Consider the following 18,463-nt stretch of genomic DNA (forward strand, 5'->3'; position numbering starts at 1 on the left):
AGCCGCGATGAGTTACCGCCGCCCGCCCGGTCTACCGATCGTGGACGCCATGACACCGCCCGTGCTCGTACTGCCCGGCCCCGTCACCCGGGACGAGGTGAGAGGGCTCAGCGACGATGTCCGGGCACTGCTGCACGGCAGCGGTGCCCGGGTCGTGGTGTGCGATGTCGCGGGCCTGGGGCCGCCCGGGCTCGCCGCCGTCGACCTGCTGGCGAGGCTCCAGCTGGCCGCCCGCCGGGCCGGGGGACGGATCCGGCTGCGCGACCCCGACCCGGCCCTACGCGCCCTGCTCGACCTGGTCGGTCTCCGCTTCGAGGTGGAGGGGGAGGTCGAAGAGCGGGAACCAGCGCTGGGTGTCGAGGAAGCAGTGGAACCCGGTGATGCGGCCGTCTGAGATCTCCAGCACCTGGACCGCCCACGGCGTGAAGCCGCCCTTGTCCGGGTCCGGCTTGTACTGGGCGAACCCCGGCAGGCCGTTGACCTGGACGGGCACCAGCCGGGAGCCCGCGCAGGGCGCGCCGAGGGTGGTCATGAAGCCGGTGATGTCGCGCGCGCCGGTCAGCCACAGGTCGAACGGCGGCATCGTCATGACCGCGTCCTCGTGCAGCAGCGCCGTCAGCGCCGTCATGTCGTAGCCCTCGAAGGCCGCCACGTAGCGGTCCAGCAGCTTCTGCTGGTCCTCGTCCAGCGGGTCGGAGACGGCTGCCTCGGCGCCCGGCTCCTGCCGCTCGGCCAGGGTGGCGCGGGCCCGCTGGAGGGCGCTGTTCACCGACGCCACCGAGGTGTCCAGCAGCTCGGCGACCTCACTGGCCTTCCAGGCCAGGACCTCGCGCAGGATCAGCACGGCCCGCTGCTTGGCCGGGAGCTGCTGCAGGGCGGCCATGAACGCGAGCCGCACGGACTCCTTGGCGATCGCCGCCTCCGCCGGGTCACCGGTGGTGGGCAGCACACGGGCGTCCGGCATGGGCTCCAGCCAGGTGTTGTCCGGTCGGGGGGAGAGGGCGGCCTGGGCGAGCGGGGTGGACTCGGTCAGGTCCATGGGACGGGCGCGCTTGTTGCCCGCGGTCAGCATGTCCAGGCACACGTTGGTCGCGATGCGGTAGAGCCAGGAGCGCAGGCTGGAGCGGCCCTCGAACTTGTCGTAGCTGCGCCAGGCGCGGACCATCGTGTCCTGCACCGCGTCCTCCGCCTCGAAGGAGGAGCCGAGCATCCGGTAGCAGTACCCCGTCAGCTCGGTCCGGTGTGCCTCCAGCCTGGTGTCCAGATCCGTCGGTGCCGCCGTGCCGTTCGCCATCTCCACCCACCCCTGTGGACGTTCTGTTCACGCGCCTTTGCGCTCCAGCACTTCGGAAGCTACCGCAGCCCACTGACAACGGCCCCCCGAGCGCACGAAGGCGCAGGTGGAGGCCGGTGATCCAGACCTGCCACGGCAGGCGTGCGGGCCTTCACATCAGCTCCTTGACCGACATGAGCAGATGCCGGTGCTCCCTGGCCGCCGCGGCAGAATCCGCCTCCCCGTCGCCCGGCACGGCGTGCAGCAGCGCCCGCTGCCCCGCCCCGAGCAGTTCCAGCCGCACCCGCCGGCTCTCGAAGGACGTCAGGGCGTCCAGCAGGTAGGCCGGGTTGAACGCCACCGGCATCTCGTCGGCGCCGCTCAGCGAGGCGGGCAGCCGCTGGGCCGCCACGTCGTCGCCGTAGCCGGCACGCAGCCGTACGGATCCGCCGGCCGAGAAGTCCAGCCGCACCGGGCTGTTCGCCTCCGCCACCACCGCGACCCGCCGCACCGCCTGAGCGAGGTCCTCGCGCTCCACCTCGGCGACCGCGGCCCCCGCCATGTCGAACAGCGACGTGTACGCCGGCAGCCGCCCGTCCAGCAGCCGCAGCGCGGTCCGCGTCCGCCCGCCCTCGAAGCCGACCAGCCCGCCGCCCCCGCCCGGCTCCCACCCGATCCGCACGTCCCCGGCCCGCCCCAGCGACCGCGCCACGTCCAGCAGCCGCCGCGCGGGCAGCAGCGTCTCCACGGCCCCGTCATCGGAGGCGGCCTCCGGCTTCCACTCCAGCCGCCGCACCGCGTACCGGTAGCGGTCCGAGGCCGACAAGGTCATCTCCCCGCCGTCCAGGCGCAGTTGTATGCCCGTCAGCAGGGGCAGCGTGTCGTCGCGTCCGGCGGCGACCGCGACCTGGGCGACGGCGGTCGCGAAGGCGGCGGCGCCGACGGTGCCGTAGGGCGCGGGCGGCCCGGGCGGGGACGGGTACTCCGCGAGCGGCAGCGTCGACAGGCCGAAGCGCGTGCCGTCCGCCTCCACCGTGAACCGCGAGCCCTCCAGCACACAGCCCACCGGCCCGTCCGGCAGCACCCGGCAGACGTCCAGCAGCCGCCGCCCCGGGACCAGCACCCGCCCGGGCGCCGCGACCTCCGCGTCGGCCTCCACCCGGACCGCGGCCTCGAAGTCGAACCCCGTCACGGCCAGCCGCCCCGCGTCCGCCTCCAGCAGCAGCCCGCCCAGCACCGGCACAGGTGTCCGCCCGGGCAGTGCGCGTGCCGCCCGGCCCACGGCGTCGGCGAACTCCGTGCGGTCGACCCGCAACTCCATGTGAAATCCCCCCTGCTCGAAACCGGTGATCAGTCGGCGCGGACGTTATCCGCACGCACTGACAACCGGCCCCGACCAGAGGGGACGCCGCCGGGACTCAGGCGGCCGTGGTCAGTTCCCGGCGCTGCAGCCGGGCCGCACGGGTGCCGAAGACCGTGATCGTCACGACGCCCAGGACCGCCAGGAGGCCGACACCGACCGTCCCGGCCCAGCCGCCCGCGTGGAAGGCGATCGCGCCGACCGTGCTGCCCGCGCTGGAGCCGATGTAGTACGCGGACTGGTACAGCGCCGAGGCCTGGGCGCGGCCGTGCGCGGCCGTCTTGCTGACCGTGGAGGAGGCGACCGCGTGGCCCGCGAAGAAGCCCGCCGTGATGAGGACCAGGCCCGCCAGGACCAGCGGGAGCGAGCCCGCCAGGGACAGCAGCAGACCCGCCGTCGTCGTACCGCCCGCCGCGTACAGCGCGCCCCGGCGGCCGAGCCGCCCGACCAGCCGGCCCGCCGTCGACGCCGACACCGTGCCGACCAGGTACACCAGGAAGATCGAGCCGATGATGCCCTGCGGCAGCGAGAACGGGGCCTCGGTCAGCCGGTAGCCGATGACCGTGTACACGCCGCCGAACACCGTCATGAACAGCGCGCCGATCGCGTACAGCCGGCACAGCAGCGGGTTGGACAGGTGGTCGCGGACGGTCCGGGCCAGGACGCGCGGCCGCAGCGAACCGGCCCTGAAGTGCTTCGGGGCGGGGAGCAGCAGCCGGAAGGCCACCGCACACGCCACCGCGATCACACCGATGACACCGACGGCGATCCGCCAGCCCCATTCCTGTGCGACCCAGCCGGTGATGACCCGGCCGCTCATCCCGCCGACGCTGTTGCCGGCGACGAACAGTCCGATTGCGGTGATCAGCGCCTTCGGGCTGACCTCCTCCGCCAGATACGCGGTCGCCGACGCCGGCAGCCCGGCCAGGGCGGCGCCCTGCAGCGCCCGCAGCGCGATCAGCACCCCGAGGGAGGGGGCGAACGGCACCAGCAGCCCGAGCGTGACGGCCACGGCCAGCGACACGGTCATGACCGCCCGGCGTCCGAAGCGCTCCGACAGGGCGCTCATCGGCAGCACGAACAGCGCCAGCCCGCCCGTCGCGGCGGCCACCGTCCAGCTCGCGTCGCTCGCCGCCACCCCGAACTCGCCGGAGATCAGCGGGAGCAGCGCCTGGGTGGAGTACAGCAGCGCGAAGGTCGCGACACCCGCGAGGAAGAGGGCGAAGCTCATCCGGCGGTAGCCGGGGCCGCCCGGGGAGACACGTGAATCGGAGGTGGGAACAGAGGCATCGGCGCCCACGATCGTGGACGCCCCGGTACTGGCGGGAGACATGCCTCGAACCTACGGACGCCGCACTCATCCGTCCAATGCATGGAACGGTCATAATCGTTCCCATGGTGCATCAACCGAGCTCACAGGCCCGCCTGTCACCAAGCAGTGACACAGAAGACATGGCGGAGATGTCGAAGGTGCTGGCGCCGCGCCTCGCCTACTTCGCGGGCGTCGCCCGCACCGAGCACGTCACCCGCGCCGCCCAGGAGATGAACGTCCCCCAGTCGACCCTGTCCCGGTCCATGGCCCGCCTGGAGCGGGACCTGGGCGTCGACCTGTTCGCCCGGCGCGGCCGCACGGTCTCCCTCACCCCGGCCGGCCGCACCTTCCTCACCTCCGTCGAACGCGCCCTGGCCGAGGTGGAACGTGCCGCCGAGGAGGTGCGCGCCGACGCCGACCCGACCACCGGAAAGGTCGCCTTCGGCTTCCTGCACACCATGGGCGCCGAGACCGTCCCGGGCCTCCTGCACGCCTTCCGCGCCGATCACCCGCGCGTCCGCTTCAGCCTCGTCCAGAACTACGGCGAGGCCATGCTGGAACGCCTGCGCGCCGGCGAGCTCGACCTGTGCCTGACGTCCCCGGTGCCGGACGCCCCCGACCTGGTGGCCCGCCGCCTGGACGAGCAGAAGCTGCGCCTGGTCGTCCCCGCCGACCACGCCCTCGCCGGCCGCCGCCGCATCCGCCTCGCCGAGGCGTCCGACGAAATGTTCGTCACCCTGGAACCCGGCTACGGCCTGCGCCGCATCACCGACGACCTCTGCAAGGAGGCCGGCTTCAAGCCCCGCATCGCCTTCGAGGGAGAGGAGGCGGAAACCCTGAGGGGCCTGGTGGCGGCCGGTCTCGGAGTCGCCCTCCTGCCCCCACCGGCCGTCCCCCGCCCAGGAGTGGTGGAACTGACGGTCACGGCCCCGAGGGCCGCCCGCGAAATCGGGGTCGCCTGGCTGGCAGGCCACCCGGACACACCCCCGGTAGCGGCCTTCAAAAGGTTCCTGCTCTCAAGAAGAGGCGGCTTGTTGCCCACCTGAGGGGCGCGGGGCTGTATCGATCTGCGGCTCCGCCGCGTGGGCGCGACAAGCCACGTGCGACCCGCACAGGCCGGTGAACAGGCACCCCAGCGGCGCTACCGCCTCGAAGGGCTGAAACCCGCTGCCAACGGCATCCGCAACCCCAACGGCGGCGGCGCGGCGAACGCGTCCCGCACGGGCCGCGACACCACCCGCCCGAACAACGCCCCCATCACGAAGTCCTCGGCCAGCGCCAGGACTTCGTCCCGGTACTGACGCAACCCGTGCCCGTCCGCGTGCACTTCGAACCGGCACACGTCCCGGTTCGCCTTCTTCGCCCGCGCCGCCAGCCGGAACGACAGCTCGGGATCCGTCCGCCCGTCGTTCGTGCCGTGCACGATCAGCACCTGGCGTCCGACCAACTGCTTCACCGGTTCGGGTGGCGCCGCGACGTCCTCCTCCGGCAGCCAGGGGGCGAGCGCCAGCACGGAGTTGACGGCCTCGTGGCCACCCGCCCGCAGCCCGGCCCGGCCGCCCATCCCGAGACCGACGAGGCAGACCGGGACGTCCCCGTAGCGCCGTACGACCTCGTCGGCCGCCCAGGTGGCGTCCTGCGCGAGATGGGCCTCGCCGCCGTTCCATCCGCGGTAGCGGTAGTGCACCACGTGCGCGGCGAGACCTTCGTCCCGGCCCGCGCGGGCCAGTCGGCGCCCGACGGCGCGCATGGAGGCGGTCGCCAGCATGGGCGACGGCCTGCGGTCGGAGATCTCGTCACCGCCGGGGAGCAGCAGCACCGCCCCGCTCACCGCCGTCGGCTGCGGACCGAGTGCCCTGCCCAGCCGGGCCCTGCGAACCGGCGTCGCTTGGTGTGCCATGACAGAACAGTGTCAGAAGCGCGGGTGTACTCGACCCGTCCTCGGGGTCACCGTTACGTATCGACGAAAACGTAAAGCATCCGGGACCGCGCCCTCTACGCGCGTAGGAGTTAGAGTGCGGAAATGACGAGCCAGACCACCGCGAACACCCCGACACCGGACCAGATCCGCCGGGCGCCCAAGGTTCTGCTGCACGACCACCTCGACGGCGGTCTGCGCCCCGGCACGATCGTCGAACTCGCCCGCGAGAACGGCTACTCCCAGCTCCCCGACACCGACCCCGAGAAACTCGGCGTGTGGTTCCGCGAGGCCGCCGACTCCGGCTCCCTGGAGCGGTACCTGGAGACCTTCTCCCACACCGTCGGCGTCATGCAGACCCGCGACGCACTGGTCCGGGTCGCCGCCGAGTGCGCCGAGGACCTGGCCGCCGACGGCGTCGTCTACGCCGAGGTGCGCTACGCCCCCGAGCAGCACCTGGAGGGCGGCCTCGGCCTCGAAGAGGTCGTCGAGGCCGTCAACGAGGGCTTCCGGGAAGGGGAACGGCGCGCCCGGGAGAACGGATCGCGCATCCGCGTGGGCGCGCTGCTCACCGCCATGCGGCACGCCGCCCGTGCCCTGGAGATCGCCGAACTCGCCAACCGCTACCGCGACATGGGGGTCGTCGGCTTCGACATCGCCGGTGCCGAGGCCGGCTACCCGCCCACCCGGCACCTCGACGCCTTCGAGTACCTGAAGCGCGAGAACAACCACTTCACCATCCACGCCGGGGAGGCCTTCGGGCTGCCCTCCATCTGGCAGGCCCTGCAGTGGTGCGGCGCCGACCGGCTCGGGCACGGCGTGCGGATCATCGACGACATCCAGGTCCACGAGGACGGCCGGGTCGAACTCGGGCGGCTCGCCTCCTACGTCCGCGACAAGCGCATCCCGCTGGAGCTGTGCCCGAGCTCCAACCTCCAGACCGGGGCGGCCGCCTCGTACGCCGAGCACCCCATCGGGCTGCTGCGCCGGCTGCACTTCCGCGCCACGGTCAACACGGACAACCGCCTGATGTCCCACACCAGCATGAGCCGGGAATTCGAGCACCTCGTCGAGGCATTCGGATACACGCTCGACGACATGCAGTGGTTCTCCGTCAATGCGATGAAATCATCGTTCATTCCTTTCGATGAACGGCTGGCCATGATCAATGACGTCATCAAGCCCGGATATGCCGAGCTGAAATCCGAATGGCTGTTCCGTCAGACGGCTTCCACCAGCGGTTCTGCCGATCCGGAAGGCTGACCCTGGGATATTCGGCGCACCACGGATGCGGACGGCGTCCACGATCCGTCCGCATTTCGATGTTTGCGGCGGGTGGCGCCGGGTGTTTACGGTCGCTGGACCGCTCACCCACCCCGTCATCCCGTTACGAGGACGCATTTCATGAAGCAGTCTGCTGCCAAGTCCCTCGGTGTCGCCGCTCTCGGTGCCGCCTTCGCCGCCGCCGGTGCGGGCGCCGCCAACGCCGCCCCGGCCCTCCCGGACACCGCCCAGACGCTGGAGACCGTCACCGCGGCGCTCCCGGCGGAGCAGCTCTCCCAGACGCTGCCGGGCTCGGGTGAGGCGCTGGGCCAGGGGCAGACGGCGGCCGGTGCCGGAACCGCCGCCGCGCAGCCGGTCGCCGAGCAGGTCCTCGCCAAGGGCCCGACGGGCCCGGCCGCCGACCTGCTGGGCGGACTCCCGGTGCAGGGCCTGCCCACGCACGGCCTGCCGGTGAACGGCGTGCCGGTCGTCTGACCCACCGCCGAGGCGGACACACGCCGATGGGGCGCACCTGCACGGGGTGCGCCCCATCGGCGTTCTCGCGACGGGCGGTTACCAGGCCGTCTGGGTCTTGCCGTGCACCTTGTCCTCGGACGGCAGCACGATCCACAGCGCGATGTACAGCAGGAACTGCGGGCCGGGCAGCAGGCAGGAGACGAGAAAGATCACGCGCATGGTCGTCGCGGAGGTGCCGAAGCGCCGTGCCAGCGCGGCGCACACTCCGCCGATCATGCGGCCATGGGTGGGGCGGGCGAGGCGGGACATGTGCGACTCCTTCGTGAGGGTGTGTGAGGCCTCTCGTCCGAGTACCCCATCTGCACTCCACGCTACGGAGACGAAGGGGGCAAAGCGTCGCTCCACGGGGCGATCCCGACCCTGGGAATCGTCGGGGTCCGACCCTGAGCCGGCTCCTCCGGGGGGAGGGGCGCACGGAGCACGCGGGCGGCGGTACGGCGGCGCAGCCAGGAGCGCCCCGCCGGGACCAGCGCGAGATGCGCGAGGGCCACGCCCGCGGTGTTCAGGAACAGCGAGTCGACGTCGACGACCTGACCGGGCACGCCGGTCTGCAGCAGTTCGATGCCCCACGACAGCAGGGCGCCGGCCGCGACGGTGCGCAGCAGGGACGCCAGCGGCGAGACGACCAGCCTGCCGCTCACCAACGGCAGCAGCACACCCAGCGGGGCGAGCAGGGCCAGCCCCTCCCCGATCCGGCGGGCCGCCGCCGGCCAGCCCAGGGCGAGATCGGCCCGGATACCGGCGAACGGCCGCAGATTGGCGGGCATCACCCAGGGCACGTCCAGCGGCCGCAGCGTGAACCAGGCGACGAACGCGAGGTGGGCGACGAGGAGGACACCTCCTGTCACACGGATGCGGAACGCGGCGCTGCCGCCGATGGAGCCTTGACGCTGCACGCCCCCCAAGACGCGGCGTCCGGCAGGATCGGTTCCGGGATGGGCCCGGACAGGCCTGTGAGGCATGCGCCACAACCCGGCCGGGTCACTCCCCGGCCACGTCCTTCGACGGCGGTTCCGTACTGCCCGGCCGGGCCCGCACCTCGTCGGTGCACTCGTAGCGGCGCGGCGGCTCGGCGCCGGGCCCGGCCAGGACCACCGAGCCGTCCCCCTCGGCCGCCGCCGAATCGGAGAAGGTGCAGACGATCTGGGCCAGCGCGTACGAGGTCAGTCCGGCCGGTGCCGTACTCAGCCGCAGCGTGTCCTCCGGGTCGCCGGGGCGCGGACCGCCGACGGTGATGCCGTCGCGGACGTCCGTGCTGTAGCCGGCTTCCTTCTCGGCGGCCGACGGCGGTGTGGCGAGCTGGTCCAGCAGGCCCTGCGCGACGAGCATGCGCCGCTCGGAGTCGGCCGCGCCGTCCGGGACCCGCACCGTCCGGTCGACGGTCACCAGCGCGGACCCGCACAGCAGGAACACCTGCACCGGCAGCCCCCGGGCCGCCTGCGTCGAGACGTCCGGCTCGGACAGCGAGCACTGCACCCGCGAGGGCGCCGGCCCGAAGTTCGTCGGCACCTCCGTGGCCCGGATCCCGCAGCCGGCCAGCAGCACGGCGAGCGCCGGAACGGCCAGCAGACGGGGCACGGCCGCGAGACGTGCGGTCATCATGCGTCCCCCTTCACGTCGCCCTGGGGCCGGTCGGTGTCGCCGCCGGGCTTCAGCTCGTCCTCGGCGGGCTGCTCCTCCGCGGGGGACGTGCCGCGCGGGAGCCGCAGGGTGAACACCGCGCCCGAGTCGGGCGAGTTGGCCGCGGTGATCTCGCCGCCGTGGATGTGGGCGTTCTCCAGCGCGATGGACAGACCCAGGCCGCTGCCCTCGGAACGCGGCCGGGAGGCGCTGGCCTTGTAGAAGCGGTCGAAGACGTGCGGCAGGACGTCCTCCGGGATGCCGGGCCCGTGGTCCTGCACCTCGATGACGATCGAGTCGTCCGCCTCCCGCACCGACACCCGCACCGGGGAGCCGCCGTGCTTGAGTGCGTTGCCGATCAGGTTGGCCAGGATGACGTCCAGGCGGCGCGGATCCAGGCGGGCGTGCAGGCCGCGCTCGGCGTCCAGTTCGACCGCGTCCAGCCAGGCACGGGCGTCGATGCAGGCGGTGATCTGGTCGGCGAGGTCGACGTCGTCCAGGACGAGCCGTGCGGTGCCCGCGTCGAAGCGGGTGACCTCCATCAGGTTCTCGACCAGGTCGTTCAGCCGCCGCGTCTCGCTCACCACCAGCCGGACGGCGGGCTCGATCATCGGGTCCATGCTCCCGGTCTCCGCCTCCAGCTCCTCCTCCAGCACCTCCGTGACGGCGGTGATGGCGGTGAGCGGCGTGCGCAGCTCGTGGCTCATGTCCGCCACGAACCGCCGGGACGCCTCGTCCCGGGCGGCCATGTCGGCGACCCGCTTCTCCAGCGCCTCGGCCGCGTTGTTGAACGTCCGGGACAGATCGGCGAGTTCATCGGTCCCCGACACCCGCAGCCGGGTGTCCAGCTTGCCCTCGCCGAGCCGCCGCGCGGCCGCCCCGAGCCGCTGCACCGGCTTCAGCACCGTCGTAGCGGCGGCCTGCGCGAGCAGCGCCGAGCCGATCAGCGCGAGGCCCGTGGCGATGCCCAGCGACCAGGCCAGCGAGTTGAGGTCCTTCGCCTCCGGCTCCAGCGACTTGAGCATGTAACCGGTCGGACCGCCGCCGATCACGCGCGTGCCGGCCACCAGGTACGGCGTGTCATGATCGACTATTCGCTGCCAGTACAGGTGGTACGGCTGCTTGTTGCTCCCGTCGACCTTCTGCGCCTTGTTCACCGCCGTGCGCAGCGAGACCGGCACGTCGCGCAGCGAGAAGCCGCTCAGCCCGCCGGAGCTGCCGTAGACGGTCCGGCCCGCGGGGTCGCGGCCGACGAGCAGCACACTGAAGCGCTGGTCGCTGCCCGCCATCTGGCCCGCGGTGTGCTGCAGCTCGTCCTGTGTGGGGCGCTCGGGCAGCGCGGCCGCGCGGTTCTGCATCTCCTGCTCGAAGTCGCGCAGCACGGCGTCCTGGGTGCGGGTGAGCACGGCCTCGCGGTTGAGCCAGTACGCGATCGCGGACGCGGACACGGCGGCCGTCAGGGCCACCAGGCCGAAGACGACGACCAGTCGCAGCCGCAGGCTGGTGAAGCGCAGCCGCGACGAAACTCCCTTGCGCGCCCCGGTCCAGCCGCGGGCCCCCCCTTGGTGCGCCTGGGTCACTGAGGCGCGTCCAGCCGGTAGCCGACACCCCGCACGGTACGGATCAGCGTCGGGGACGACGGCACGTCCTCGACCTTGGCGCGCAGCCGCTGGACACACGCGTCCACGAGCCGCGAGTCGCCCAGGTAGTCGTGCTCCCACACCAGCCGCAGCAGCTGCTGCCGGGACAGCGCCTGGCCCGGCCGCCGGCTCAGCTCCAGCAGCAGCCGCAGCTCGGTCGGCGTGAGCTGGAGGTCCTCGCCGTTCTTCGTCACGGTCATCGCCGAGCGGTCGATGACGAGGCTGCCGAAGCTCGCCGCGTCGTTCGACTCCCGCTCGCCGCGCCGCAGCACGGCCCGGATCCGGGCGTCCAGCACCCGGCCCTGCACCGGCTTGACGACATAGTCGTCGGCGCCGGACTCCAGCCCGACCACCACGTCGATGTCGTCGCTGCGCGCGGTCAGCAGGATGATCGGCAACTGGTCCGTGCGCCGGATGCGCCGGCACACCTCGAACCCGTCGATGCCGGGCAGCATCACGTCCAGCACGATCAGATCCGGCCGCTGCTCACGGAGCAGCTTCAGACCGTCCTCACCGCTGGCAGCGGTCGCCACGCGGTGACCCTGGCGCGTCAGTGAGAGCTCCAGGGCCGTCCGGATGGCGTCGTCGTCCTCGATCAGCAACAGGGAAGGCACGCGCTCATTCTGGCCCATGGAGGGGTCGGGGTTCGACCGGTGGGGCCCACTCGGTGCGGCCGGTACCGCCGACGCGTGTGTACGGCCTGTCGCCGGCCTGTGGCCGACCCCTGTGACAGGTCTGTGACAGTCGGCGGACACGGCCATGAAAGTGCCGCGGCAAGCTTTTCGGCACAGGCAAGGAAGCCCGCCCCAACCGGCGGGCCGCACAACGGAAGTCCACGACGGGGGGCGCGAGATGAACACGCTGCACGGCATCAGCACCAGCGCAGTTGTCACGCGTCTGCACGACGTGCACAGGGTTTCCGAGAAGTCCGGTGCCGTGAGCGGGCGGGGGTGCGCTCGCGGCACCGGGCGTCAGCACACCGCGTTCATGACGGTGGTTGACGCACCCACGGGGGAGAGCAAGGGGACGGGGGCGGCTCACGGGGGAGCCGCGTACGGGGAGGGCTCGGGGGAGCGCCGTTCGCTGACGGAGGCGGAGTTCACCGCCTACGTCCAGGAGCGCCGTGCCTCCCTGTACGCAACCGCCTACCACCTCACCGGTGACCGTTTCGAGGCCGAGGACCTGCTGCAGAGCGCACTGTTCTCGACCTACCGGGCGTGGGAGCGGATCAGCGACAAGGCGGCGGTGGGCGGATACCTGCGCCGCACCATGACGAACCTGCACATCAGCGCCTGGCGGCGCCGCAAGCTCAACGAGTACCCGACCGAGGAACTGCCGGAGACGCCCGGCGACACGGACGCGATGCGCGGCACCGAGCTGCGCGCCGTTCTGTGGCAGGCGCTGGCCCGGCTGCCCGAACTCCAGCGCACCATGCTGGTCCTGCGCTACTACGAGGGCCGCACGGACCCGGAGATCGCGGAGATCCTCGACATCAGTGTCGGCACGGTGAAGTCCAGCATCTGGCGGTCGCTCCGCCGGCTGCGCGAGGACGAGGTCCTCAGCTTCGGCCGTGACGAGGAGGACGCCTTCGGCGAGCTCGTCGCCTGAAGGTCGGGGGGGGAGCACCACAAGGGGGGCCCACGGGGGAACCGTACGGACGCTGGGGGGCGTCCTCGCGGGAGAGTGGGGACTCGGGGGAGGACAACGGGGGAGCACAGGAGCGGGACTGGAGGGCCGGGGGGTCCGTTCAGTCCCGCTTTCCTTTGTGCTCCGGCTCCCCGGACCCGGGCCGCCGGGCTAGGCCGCTGTACGCAGGCCCGCGCACCGGCCGGCCGCCGCTGCGGCCAGCCGGCCCATCGCCTCGTCGCGGTCGCAGGCGTACGCGCCCAGTGCCGTCTGGCGGGCGACGATCGTGCGCTCCTCCCGCATCAGGCGCCAGCCGCGGCGCAGCAGGAACGGCACCGACTTGCGGCCCTCCTTCAGATCCCGCAGGAAGCGGCGGCGGAAGGTCCTCACGGGGCCGCGGCTCAGGCACAGCGCGTCGGCGAGGACGCCGAGTTCACGGCAGCGCGTGACGATCTCCGCGGCGAAGATGCCCTCCGCGATGAACAGCGGGGTCCGGCCGATGTCGACCGTCTCGTCGCCGGTGCGGGCACTGAGGGAGATGTCGTAGACGGGAACCTCCGTACGGCCCGTGCGGCACAGCCGGGTGATCGCGGCGACGGCCGTGTCCGCGTCCCACGAGTCCGGATGGTCCCAGTCGATGTCGGAGCTCTCGGCCACCAGGGGCAGGGTCGGGTCGTCGCCCTCCTTGTAGAAGTCGTCGAGCCGCAGCACCGGGAGGCCGGAGCGGGCCGCGAGGAGGGACTTGCCGGAGCCGGAAGGGCCGCAGAGCAGCACGACTCGCGTCGATATGGGCGATGGAGAACTCACGGGACACCAGTGTGAGGCATCAACAGGGGGCCGTACGACCCTGCGGGTCGGCTTTGATGCGCGCGTCACACCTTGACTACCCTCCGTGCCTATCCGATCACCCAGTGCAGCACGACTCTCCTGAGAAGGTCCCAGGCGCTGACCGGGCCGGTGGCGGGGCTGCTGTCGCAGCAGTAGGTGCGCACGCGGAGAAGCCCCGGCCCTCCTGGACGGAGGAGGGCCGGGGCTTCGGCTGTGCGGGGCGGCTAGTACGAGGAACCCGACGCGCCCAGTGAACCCGTGGGGTGCCAGACCGTCTTGGTCTCCAAGAACGCCGTCATGCGGTCGATGCCGGGGGTCTCCGTGTAATCCACAGGCTGTGGACGGAGGACGCGCTTGAGGTTGTCGGCCGCGGCGATCTCCAGTTCCTTCGCCAGGGCCTCGTCGGCGCCCGCGAGGTCGATCGCGTTGACGTCCTGGTGCGCGGCGAGCGGGGTGGCGATCTCCGCCGTGCGGCCCGACAGGACGTTGACCACGCCGCCGGGGACGTCCGAGGTGGCCAGGACCTCGGCGAGGGAGAGGGCGGGGAGCGGGGACTTCTCGCTCGCCACCACGACCGCCGTGTTGCCCGTCGCGATCACCGGGGCGAGCACCGACACCAGGCCCAGGAAGGACGACTCCTGGGGGGCCAGGACGGCGACCACGCCCGTCGGCTCGGGGGAGGACAGGTTGAAGAACGGGCCCGCGACCGGGTTGCCGCCGCCGACCACCTGGGCGATCTTGTCGGTCCAGCCCGCGTACCAGACCCAGCGGTCGATCGTCGCGTCCACGACCGCGGCGGACTTGGACTTCGACAGCCCTTCCGCCTCGGCCACCTCGCGCACGAACTGGTCGCGGCGGCCCTCCAGCATCTCGGCCACGCGGTAGAGCACCTGACCGCGGTTGTACGCCGTCGCCCCGGACCAGGCGCCGAACGCCTTGCGGGCGGCGACCACCGCGTCCCGGGCGTCCTTGCGGGAGGACAGGGGCGCGTTGGCCAGCCACTTGCCCTTGGAGTCGCTCACCTCGTACACCCGGCCGCTCTCGGAACGCGGGAACTTCCCGCCCACGTACAGCTTGTAGGTCTTCAGGACGTTGAGCCGATCAGACATCGAGGTACGCCTCCAGGCCGTGGCGACCGCCCTCGCGGCCGAAGCCCGACTCCTTGTAGCCGCCGAACGGCGACGTCGGGTCGAACTTGTTGAACGTGTTGGACCAGACGACACCCGCGCGGAGCTTGTTCGCGACCGCCAGGATGCGCGAGCCCTTCTCCGTCCAGATGCCGGCGGACAGGCCGTACGGCGTGTTGTTGGCCTTGGCGACCGCCTCGTCCGGGGTGCGGAACGTCAGCACCGACAGCACCGGGCCGAAGATCTCGTCCCGGGCCACGGTGTGCGCCTGGGTGACGTTCGTGAACAGCGTCGGGGCGAACCAGTAGCCGCTCTCCGGCAGTTCGCACGCCGGGGACCAGCGCTCGGCGCCCTCCGCCTCACCCTGCTCGACGAGCGAGGTGATGCGCGTGAGCTGCTCCTCGGAGTTGATCGCGCCGATGTCCGTGTTCTTGTCCAGCGGGTCGCCGAGGCGGAGCGTCGACAGACGGCGCTTGAGGGAGTCGAGCAGCTCCTCCTGGATGGACTCCTGCACCAGCAGACGGCTGCCCGCGCAGCAGACCTGGCCCTGGTTGAAGAAGATGCCGTTGACGATGCCCTCGACGGCCTGGTCGATGGGGGCGTCGTCGAAGACGATGTTGGCGCCCTTGCCGCCCAGCTCCAGCGTGACCTTCTTGCGCGTCCCGGCGACCGTGCGGGCGATCTCCTTGCCGACGGCCGTGGAGCCGGTGAAGGCGACCTTGTTCACGTCCGGGTGGGACACCAGCGCCGCGCCGGCGTCGCCGTAGCCCGGGAGGATGTTGACGACGCCCTTGGGCAGGCCCGCCTGGCGGCAGATGTCCGCGAAGAACAGCGCCGAGAGGGGGGTGGTCTCGGCCGGCTTCAGGACGACCGTGTTGCCCGTCGCGAGCGCCGGGGCGATCTTCCACGCCAGCATCAGGAGCGGGAAGTTCCAGGGGATGACCTGGCCCGCCACGCCCAGCGGCCTCGGGTTCGCGCCGTAGCCGGCGTGGTCGAGCTTGTCGGCCCAGCCCGCGTAGTAGAAGAAGTGCGCGGCGACCAGCGGCAGGTCGGCGTCGCGCGTCTCCTTGATCGGCTTGCCGTTGTCGAGGGTTTCGAGGACGGCGAGCTCGCGGGAGCGCTCCTGGATGATGCGGGCGATCCGGAAGAGGTACTTGGCGCGCTCCGAGCCCGGGAGCGCCGACCACTTCTCGAACGCCCTGCGCGCGGCCTTCACCGCACGGTCGACGTCCTCGGAACCGGCCCGCGCGATCTCGGAGAGAACCTCCTCGGTGGACGGGGAGACGGTCTTGAAGACCTTGCCGTCCGCCGCTTCGACGAACTCGCCGTCGATGTACAGGCCGTACGAGGGCGCGATGTCGGCGATCGCGCGCGACTCGGGGGCCGGGGCGTATTCGAATACCGATGCCATGGTGATCAGTCCACCGTCACGTAGTCGGGACCGGAGTAGCGGCCGGTGGCCAGCTTCTGGCGCTGCATCAGCAGGTCGTTCAGCAGCGAGGACGCGCCGAAGCGGAACCAGTGGCTGTCCAGCCAGTCCTCGCCCGCCGTCTCGTTGACCAGCACCAGGAACTTGATGGCGTCCTTGGAGGTGCGGATGCCGCCGGCCGGCTTCACGCCGATCTGGATGCCGGTCTGCGCCTTGAAGTCACGCACCGCCTCCAGCATCAGCAGCGTGTTCGCCGGGGTCGCGTTGACGGCGACCTTTCCGGTGGAGGTCTTGATGAAGTCCGCGCCCGCCAGCATCCCGAGCCAGCTCGCGCGGCGGATGTTGTCGTACGTCGAGAGCTCGCCCGTCTCGAAGATGACCTTCAGACGCGCGGAGGTCCCGCAGGCCTCCTTCACGGCGGTGATCTCGTCGTACACCTTCAAGTATCGGCCCGAGAGGAACGCCCCGCGGTCGATGACCATGTCGATCTCGTCGGCGCCCGCGGCCACGGCGTCGCGCACGTCGGCCAGCTTGACCTCCAGCGCGGCGCGGCCGGCCGGGAACGCCGTGGCGACCGAGGCGACCTTCACGCCGGAGCCGGCGACGGCCTCCTTGGCCACGGCCACCATGTCGGGGTAGACGCAGACCGCGGCCGTGGACGGCGTCGTACGGTCCGTCGGGTCGGGCCTGACCGCCTTCGCGCCGAGCGCCCGGACCTTGCCCGGGGTGTCCGCGCCTTCCAGCGTCGTCAGGTCGACCATCGAGATGGCGAGGTCGATGGCGTACGCCTTGGCGGTCGTCTTGATCGAACGGGTGCCGAGCGAGGCCGCACGGCCTTCGAGCCCGACCGCGTCGACGCCGGGGAGCCCGTGGAGGAAGCGGCGCAGCGCGCTGTCGGACGAGGCGACGTCCTTGAGGGGGTGAGCTGCGGTGAGTGCAGAACTGGGCATGGTCACCAGACGAGCATATCTACGCGCGTAGCGGCTGTACAGCCCCCCGTTTTCTCCCGGGGCGGATCCGGTCGTTCTTCGGCGTGGAGGCCGTGGGGGACGTGGATGAGGGACGTGGATGAGGGGCGCCTGGTCGGGTCCGGCAGAATCGAGACATGACGAGCCCCGAATCCCAGTCGCCGACGCCGCAGCCCGCGGAGCCCGAGTCCAAGGACCGGGTGTACCGGTCGGCCCCGGCCATCGCCGGTGGCGTGATGCTGCTCGGCATCGCCGGATGGCTCGGCGTCGACGCGGTGATCTCCGGGGAGGGACGCACGCCGTGGCTCGCGCTCGCCCTGCTGCTCCTCGTCGTGCCGCTGGTGGTCGCCTTCACCCTGCGCCCGGCCGTGTACGCCGGCGACGACCGGCTGCGGATCCGCAATCCCTTCCGCATCGTCGTCGTGCCCTGGGGGCAGGTCGCCTCGCTGCGCTCCGCCTACTCGAACGAGGTCCTCACCGAATCCGGTGCGAAGTACCAGCTGTGGGCCGTGCCGGTCTCGCTGCGCGCGCGCAAGAAGGCCGCGCGGCGCGAGATGCGGGCGACGGCGCAGGCGCGGCGGCAGATGGGGCGGGACGAGGGCCGCGGCAGCGCGCTCGGCACGACGGAGGGGCTGCGGCAGGGCTTCAGCCGGGAGCCGCTGTCGGACGGGCCCGTGCGGGCGGAGACCGACCGGATCATGGACGACCTGCGCGCGCTGCACGAGGCGCGGCGCGAGGCGGAGTCGGCGCGGGGCGAGGTGACCGTGCGGTGGGCCTACGAGGTGCTGGCGCCGGCGGTCGCGGGGGCCGTGCTGGTGCTGGTTCTGGTGGCGATGGGCTGACCGCCTGACTGGTCCTGGTGGGGTGACCGCCCGACGGGGGGCGATGGTCCGGGCGTCCTGGTGGTGCTCGGGTGACGGCCCTGGTGGTTCTGGTGGTGCTGGTCTGGTCGCCCGACTGGCTGATGTGGGCTGGGGCCGGGCTGGGCGGATGGGCCGAGTGGTTCTGGTGGCGATGGGCTGACCGCTCGACTGGTTGCTGTGGGCCGGGCGACCGCCCGATCGGTTGTGGTGGGCTGGGCCGGCCGCCCGGGCTGTTCTGCCGGCGTTGGGGCGGCCAGGGTTCCGGCTGCACGTCCCGGGGCGGAAAAGTGGTGGAGCCGCTGCGCTCCTCGGGCCTAGGTTCCGGGCATGAGCACCCGTACCTTCCGTGTCACCGTCCGAGGCGTCTTCGACGGGCTGAGTGCCGACCAGCGGGCCGGGCTCCTGGAGCGGGCCGCGGAGCACGACGTGCTGCGCGCGGCCTTCACGCCCGAGGGGAGCCTCACGTACGACGTGGCCGTGCGGCCCGCCTTCACCTTCCGCTTCCTCGACTCCGGGGAGGCCGAGGAGGACATCCTGGAGGCGACCGAGCGGGCCGAGGAGTCGGCGCGGGCCTGGCTGGAGCAGCGCGGGTACGGCTACAAGAACCTGAGGTCCAGCGCCGAGGACCTCTCCCGGGCGCCTCTCGGCAAGCGGCAGCGGCGGGAGGCAGCCCGGAAGAGTTCCTGAGTCATCGGCCCG

The 18,463-nt window shown here is 72.1% G+C and carries 20 protein-coding genes; 7 read left to right on the forward strand and 13 right to left on the reverse strand.

Annotation, left to right across the window (positions count from 1 at the left end):
* Window positions 1-7: 7 nt before the first annotated feature.
* Window positions 8-394, forward strand: a complete 387-nt coding sequence (locus tag HNR57_RS11975) for an STAS domain-containing protein (protein ID WP_184559618.1) — start codon at window positions 8-10, stop codon at window positions 392-394.
* Here the strand turns inward: HNR57_RS11975 and HNR57_RS11980 are convergent.
* The 3 genes from HNR57_RS11980 to HNR57_RS11990 form a co-directional block, all read right to left on the reverse strand.
* Window positions 278-1,294 (reverse strand): sigma-70 family RNA polymerase sigma factor, encoded by a 1,017-nt coding sequence (locus HNR57_RS11980; protein WP_184559620.1) that lies wholly within the window; start codon window positions 1,292-1,294, stop codon window positions 278-280. The genes HNR57_RS11975 and HNR57_RS11980 overlap by 117 nt on opposite strands.
* A gap of 151 nt (window positions 1,295-1,445) precedes the next feature.
* Complete coding sequence (gene dnaN, locus HNR57_RS11985) at window positions 1,446-2,594, reverse strand: DNA polymerase III subunit beta (RefSeq protein WP_184559621.1); 1,149 nt, start codon at window positions 2,592-2,594, stop codon at window positions 1,446-1,448.
* Between the two features lie 97 nt (window positions 2,595-2,691).
* A complete protein-coding gene (locus tag HNR57_RS11990; RefSeq protein ID WP_184559623.1) occupies window positions 2,692-3,966 on the reverse strand; it encodes an MFS transporter in 1,275 nt (424 codons plus the stop codon).
* Window positions 3,967-4,028: 62 nt separating this feature from the next.
* Between HNR57_RS11990 and HNR57_RS11995 the strand changes: the two genes are divergently transcribed.
* Window positions 4,029-4,991 (forward strand): LysR family transcriptional regulator, encoded by a 963-nt coding sequence (locus tag HNR57_RS11995; protein ID WP_184559624.1) that lies wholly within the window; start codon window positions 4,029-4,031, stop codon window positions 4,989-4,991.
* 95 nt (window positions 4,992-5,086) lie between these two features.
* On the opposite strand, the gene HNR57_RS12000 is transcribed toward HNR57_RS11995, so the two are convergent.
* Entirely contained in the window at window positions 5,087-5,845 is a 759-nt protein-coding gene (locus tag HNR57_RS12000; protein ID WP_184559626.1) for an alpha/beta hydrolase, read from the reverse strand.
* Between the two features lie 123 nt (window positions 5,846-5,968).
* Here HNR57_RS12000 and HNR57_RS12005 point away from each other — a divergent pair, with 123 nt between their 5' ends.
* Window positions 5,969-7,126: an adenosine deaminase gene (locus HNR57_RS12005; protein ID WP_184559627.1), complete on the forward strand. Its 1,158-nt coding sequence runs from the start codon at window positions 5,969-5,971 to the stop codon at window positions 7,124-7,126.
* A 141-nt stretch (window positions 7,127-7,267) separates the two neighbouring features.
* Window positions 7,268-7,621 (forward strand): ATP-binding protein, encoded by a 354-nt coding sequence (locus HNR57_RS12010; protein WP_184559629.1) that lies wholly within the window; start codon window positions 7,268-7,270, stop codon window positions 7,619-7,621.
* A gap of 78 nt (window positions 7,622-7,699) precedes the next feature.
* Here HNR57_RS12010 and HNR57_RS12015 read toward each other — a convergent pair whose 3' ends face one another.
* The 5 genes from HNR57_RS12015 to afsQ1 form a co-directional block, all read right to left on the reverse strand.
* Window positions 7,700-7,912 carry a PspC domain-containing protein gene (locus tag HNR57_RS12015; RefSeq protein WP_107455762.1) on the reverse strand — a complete coding sequence of 71 codons (213 nt, stop codon included), beginning with the start codon at window positions 7,910-7,912 and terminating at the stop codon, window positions 7,700-7,702.
* 62 nt (window positions 7,913-7,974) lie between these two features.
* A complete protein-coding gene (locus tag HNR57_RS12020) occupies window positions 7,975-8,559 on the reverse strand; it encodes a VanZ family protein (RefSeq protein ID WP_184559630.1) in 585 nt (194 codons plus the stop codon).
* A gap of 85 nt (window positions 8,560-8,644) precedes the next feature.
* Entirely contained in the window at window positions 8,645-9,265 is a 621-nt protein-coding gene (locus HNR57_RS12025) for a hypothetical protein (protein ID WP_184559632.1), read from the reverse strand.
* Window positions 9,262-10,863 (reverse strand): ATP-binding protein, encoded by a 1,602-nt coding sequence (locus tag HNR57_RS12030; protein ID WP_184559634.1) that lies wholly within the window; start codon window positions 10,861-10,863, stop codon window positions 9,262-9,264. Before HNR57_RS12030 ends, HNR57_RS12025 begins: the two co-directional genes overlap by 4 nt.
* Window positions 10,860-11,537: a two-component system response regulator AfsQ1 gene (gene afsQ1 / locus HNR57_RS12035; protein WP_053675520.1), complete on the reverse strand. Its 678-nt coding sequence runs from the start codon at window positions 11,535-11,537 to the stop codon at window positions 10,860-10,862. Before afsQ1 ends, HNR57_RS12030 begins: the two co-directional genes overlap by 4 nt.
* A gap of 238 nt (window positions 11,538-11,775) precedes the next feature.
* On the opposite strand from afsQ1, the gene HNR57_RS12040 reads away from it, so the two are divergent.
* Complete coding sequence (locus HNR57_RS12040; RefSeq protein ID WP_184559636.1) at window positions 11,776-12,531, forward strand: SigE family RNA polymerase sigma factor; 756 nt, start codon at window positions 11,776-11,778, stop codon at window positions 12,529-12,531.
* Window positions 12,532-12,720: 189 nt separating this feature from the next.
* On the opposite strand, the gene HNR57_RS12045 is transcribed toward HNR57_RS12040, so the two are convergent.
* The 4 genes from HNR57_RS12045 to deoC all read right to left on the reverse strand — a co-directional run bounded on the left by HNR57_RS12045 (window position 12,721) and on the right by deoC (window position 16,883).
* On the reverse strand, window positions 12,721-13,425 hold the full coding sequence (locus HNR57_RS12045) for a uridine kinase family protein (protein ID WP_184559637.1): 705 nt from the start codon (window positions 13,423-13,425) through the stop codon (window positions 12,721-12,723).
* A 176-nt stretch (window positions 13,426-13,601) separates the two neighbouring features.
* The gene (locus HNR57_RS12050) at window positions 13,602-14,486 is read right to left on the reverse strand and encodes an aldehyde dehydrogenase family protein (protein ID WP_184559639.1); all 885 of its coding nucleotides are present in this window, start codon (window positions 14,484-14,486) and stop codon (window positions 13,602-13,604) included.
* Complete coding sequence (locus HNR57_RS12055) at window positions 14,479-15,915, reverse strand: aldehyde dehydrogenase family protein (protein ID WP_184559641.1); 1,437 nt, start codon at window positions 15,913-15,915, stop codon at window positions 14,479-14,481. Before HNR57_RS12055 ends, HNR57_RS12050 begins: the two co-directional genes overlap by 8 nt.
* A 5-nt stretch (window positions 15,916-15,920) precedes the next feature.
* Window positions 15,921-16,883 carry a deoxyribose-phosphate aldolase gene (deoC, locus tag HNR57_RS12060; protein ID WP_184560382.1) on the reverse strand — a complete coding sequence of 321 codons (963 nt, stop codon included), beginning with the start codon at window positions 16,881-16,883 and terminating at the stop codon, window positions 15,921-15,923.
* Between the two features lie 155 nt (window positions 16,884-17,038).
* Between deoC and HNR57_RS12065 the strand changes: the two genes are divergently transcribed.
* Window positions 17,039-17,743 carry a PH domain-containing protein gene (locus tag HNR57_RS12065; RefSeq protein WP_184559643.1) on the forward strand — a complete coding sequence of 235 codons (705 nt, stop codon included), beginning with the start codon at window positions 17,039-17,041 and terminating at the stop codon, window positions 17,741-17,743.
* Window positions 17,744-18,091: 348 nt separating this feature from the next.
* Window positions 18,092-18,451 carry a DUF6204 family protein gene (locus HNR57_RS12070; RefSeq protein ID WP_184559644.1) on the forward strand — a complete coding sequence of 120 codons (360 nt, stop codon included), beginning with the start codon at window positions 18,092-18,094 and terminating at the stop codon, window positions 18,449-18,451.
* The last annotated feature ends 12 nt before the right edge of the window (window positions 18,452-18,463 follow it).

The organism is Streptomyces paradoxus (genome assembly GCF_014202475.1).
GTDB classification, from domain to species: Bacteria; Actinomycetota; Actinomycetes; order Streptomycetales; family Streptomycetaceae; genus Streptomyces; species Streptomyces paradoxus.